Source organism: Novosphingobium chloroacetimidivorans, assembly GCF_014204535.1.
Classification (GTDB): Bacteria; Pseudomonadota; Alphaproteobacteria; order Sphingomonadales; family Sphingomonadaceae; genus Novosphingobium; species Novosphingobium chloroacetimidivorans.
The window spans coordinates 1-3,825 of the sequence record NZ_JACHLR010000060.1; the positions used below are offsets into that span (position 1 = coordinate 1).

3 protein-coding genes are annotated in these 3,825 nt (G+C 59.6%); 2 read left to right on the top strand and 1 reads right to left on the bottom strand.

What is annotated here, in order from left to right:
- Positions 1-249: 249 nt before the first annotated feature.
- Both HNO88_RS22145 and HNO88_RS21650 read left to right on the top strand, forming a co-directional pair.
- Positions 250-714 (top strand): COG3415 family protein, encoded by a 465-nt coding sequence (locus tag HNO88_RS22145; RefSeq protein ID WP_221420167.1) that lies wholly within the window; start codon positions 250-252, stop codon positions 712-714.
- A gap of 408 nt (positions 715-1,122) precedes the next feature.
- Positions 1,123-2,289 carry a nucleotide sugar dehydrogenase gene (locus HNO88_RS21650; RefSeq protein WP_184250860.1) on the top strand — a complete coding sequence of 389 codons (1,167 nt, stop codon included), beginning with the start codon at positions 1,123-1,125 and terminating at the stop codon, positions 2,287-2,289.
- Between the two features lie 179 nt (positions 2,290-2,468).
- Here the strand turns inward: HNO88_RS21650 and HNO88_RS21655 are convergent, their stop codons facing one another.
- Positions 2,469-2,684 (bottom strand): hypothetical protein, encoded by a 216-nt coding sequence (locus HNO88_RS21655; RefSeq protein ID WP_184250863.1) that lies wholly within the window; start codon positions 2,682-2,684, stop codon positions 2,469-2,471.
- Positions 2,685-3,825 lie beyond the last annotated feature (1,141 nt).

The following is a 3,825-nucleotide window of genomic DNA, read 5'->3' on the forward strand; positions in this document are numbered from 1 at the left end:
TCACGATCCGTCCCCTTCCGCCCGGGCCAGGGTGGCCACCCTGGCCCGGGCATCTCATCATGACCCGAACAGACCTCAAAGTCATAAGACAAGCACTTTCATGATGGGCGGAATCGGAGAGGGATCCCTATTGAGCCGATCGTGTGATTGATAGGCAGCCTCACGAAGGAGGCAGCGATCGGTTGGCGATCGGGACAGAGCTACTCGCAGGATTTGCGCGATCGTGTGCTGAGGGCGGTGGATGGCGGAATGCCGGTGCGGCAAGCGGCGCCAACGTTTGGGGTGAGCATCGCGGACATCTACAAGGCCCTGATCCGGCGGCGGATGACCGGCGATGCGGGGATCAACCCGCACCGGGGGCACGCGCCGCGTAAGCTGTCGGGTGCGCAGGAACTGGCGCTGACAGCGCACATCCGTTCGCAACCCGGGATCACGCTGGGGCAGGCCCAGCCGTGGCTGCTGGCCGAGTACGATGTCGCACTCAGCACCGGAGCGATCTGGAATGCAGCCAGGCGCCTTGGGAGTCGTTTGAAGAAAGACCTGCGCGCGGCCGAACACGATCCTCACCCGCAGCCGGGAGGCCTTTGCCCTGAAAACATGGTCCATGAAGATCGCCAAGGGCGACGGCCTCACGAAGGCCCGCGTCGCCTTGCCCGCCGCCTCTCCGTCATCATGCATGCAATGTTGCGGGACGGCACTTTTTTCCATAGATGAGACGAAATATAATCTGTTTGCTAGCGCTGAAGCGTCAAAGCTGTCCCGAGCGACGCAGAAACGGGCGATTTGGGAAGGTGGTCAGATGGGCTCACAAGCCCGCATCGTGTCAGCAAGACGTTCGCCTCTGTAAGACCCGATACAGCACGACCAAGCTCCGGCTCGGTCAGTTTAACCATATCTATGAAACTGCTAACGGATCAACACCGCCCACCTCTGCAATCACAGGTCTACGCCTTAACTCACGCCCCGCACAGCTGCTAAAATTCGCTTCTGTTAGGCACGAAGTGGTCTATGTACGTGCCTATCGACAGGTGCAGCATGGAAGGGCTTCGGTTCGCTTCCGGCGCACGGGCAAGATGAATTTATACTTGGCGAACTCGCCTTGAGCATGTGGGGACGGCATACATGAAGATCGCTGTTTTTGGCCTCGGCTACGTCGGGCTCTCTAATGCCGTGCTGCTGGCGCAGCACAACGAAGTCGTCGCAGTCGACATTACCGCCGAGCGAGTTGATATGCTGAACGCCCGCAAGTCGCCTATCGTCGATGCAGAGCTTGAGGAGTTCCTCGCCACGCGGCCGCTGAACCTTACCGCTACGTTGGATCCGGAGCAGGCGCTCAAGGACGCTGACTATGTCATCGTCGCCACACCGACGAACTACGATGCTGAGACAAACAAGTTTGACACTTCGTCAGTAGAAGCAGTGATCCGGATGGCAATGGCCGAAAACGCGGAGGCTACCGTAGTTATCAAGTCGACGATCCCGGTCGGCTTCGTCGAAGAGGTACGTAAGCGGCTAGGCACTTCGCAAGTGATCTTCAGTCCCGAGTTCTTGCGCGAAGGCCGCGCGCTGCACGACAACCTCCATCCCTCGCGCATTATCGTCGGTGAGCGATCAGAGCGAGCCCGTATCTTTGCGAACCTCCTATTCGACGGCGCGGAGAAGAACGACGTCGAGATCCTGTTCACGGATCCGAGTGAGGCCGAGGCAATCAAGCTTTTCGCCAATACCTACCTCGCCATGCGCGTCGCTTTTTTCAATGAGCTGGACAGCTACGCGATCGCGCATGGCATGGACTCGCGCCAAATCATCGTCGGTGTCGGCCTCGATCCGCGGATTGGGCCGCATTACAACAACCCAAGCTTCGGCTACGGCGGCTACTGTCTTCCCAAGGACACAAAGCAGCTTCTCGCCAACTACTCAGAGGTTCCTCAGAACCTTATTCGCGCAATTGTCGATGCCAACCGCACTCGCAAGGACTTCCTGGCCGACCAGATTATCGCGCGGAGGCCGCAGAAGGTGGGCATTTTTCGCTTGGTGATGAAAGCCGGATCCGACAACTTTCGCCAGTCCTCGATCCAGGGCATCATGAAGCGGATCAAGGCCAAGGGCATTGAAGTTGCGATCCACGAGCCCGCAATGACACAGCAAGAGTTTTTTGGCTCAGCGGTTATACGCGATCTCGAAGTTTTCAAGCGAGATTGCGACGTAATTATCGCCAACCGCATGACCTCCGAGATCGAGGACGTAGCTGATAAGGTTTTTACCCGGGACTTGTTCGGATCTGATTGAACCAATTACCCGGACAGCATCCGTGACAGGTTCAGACAGTCCTCGTGGCTCGCTCGGCCTGGTCGATCCTCTCGGCCTCACTATTGGTCTCAGCTCCTTAATTGTGGTGAGCCGGTGCTGAAGCCCGTTTTCGCCCCACGCATGTCAACCCGTGGGTCTTGTATGTTGTCGGAGGGCCGCTAGCGTAGCGGATGGGAGGTAAATCGGGCACCGCAATTGGCCAGCACCTTGTGGGTCTTGCAGGCCACTGCTTCGATCAGGGCGACCAGGAAGACGGAAGCCGATGTTGTGACAGTCTCGACCACGAGCTGAACGAAGGGGAGATTGCTGTACCAGTCGATTGCCACATGAAGGTAGAGGTTGCCTTCTGCCGTGCGCACTTCGGCAGTGTACAAGTGGGAGAAGCCAATTGGGCAGGCCTTCTTCGCTTGAGCACCTTCTCGCCGTTTATTTCGGGCGAGCGGCTAGCGCGCGTTGGTCTTAGAGTGATTTCGGTTTAGTCGAACGCATATCCGGAGTTCTGGAGATAGTTTCGTCACTCGTCTGGGCTGAGGGCGTCGAGCGAGGTGGCGATAGTGGTGCAGAGCGCGTCTCTTGTTCTCGGGGCGGCCTCACGCAGGAGGGACTTCGAGCTTGAAGAAGGCTTGCTCGATCGGGTTGAGGTCCGGGCTGTAGACCTGCCCCGGCGAAGTCCGGGGGCGGCCGGTAGAGGACGCTTTCGCCCACAGCGGCAATGGCTTCACGAATCCCGGTGAGCTTGTGGGCTGCAAGATTGTCTATCACGAACACGTCGCCTGCGAGAGCACCGGGGCAAGGGACTGCTCGAGGTAGGCGCGGAACGCTTCTGCGGTCATTAGCCCGACGGGCACCAGCGGTGCTACCATGCCGGTCGAACGCAGGCCAGCGAGGAAGGTCGTGGTTTTCTCAATGCCCGTGCGGCGCCGCATCGACGAGGCCCTCGCTCCTGAGTCCCAGCCATATCGTCGCGCCATGTTCGTCGTAGCGCTAGCTTTGTCTAGGAACACGAGGGCGGTCGGGTCCATGTAGCGCTGCCACACGCGCCAGCGTTCGCGATGCGCTGAGACAGCGGGTCAGTCCTGCTCGGCTGCTCTCAGGCTCTTTTCTTTTGCGACAGGCCCAAGCGCCTGAGCGTCGACCAGATCGTTGCTAGCGAGCCAGGCTCGATCCCGCGCTCGACCAAGGCATTCCGGATCTCAGCAAGCGTAATCCCTTTGCGCGTCGACGTGAGCTCGCGCAGCAGATCCTCATGCCCGGCGAGCAGCGGCTGCTGTACCCGGCTACCTTCGCCCCAGGGTGCTGCCAGTCTCGCGCACGCCGCGCACCATCTTGATCGCAGCCGATGGACTCACCTCGAAGCGCGCCACCTCCTCCCGCGCCGAACTGCCTGCCTCAACCGTGGGGGCCAAACGCTTGCGCAAATCCTAGAGCATTTTCATGATGGGCGGAATCGGAGGGGGATTCCCATTGAGCCGATCGTGTGATTCATAGGCAGCCTCACGAAGGAGGCAGCGATGG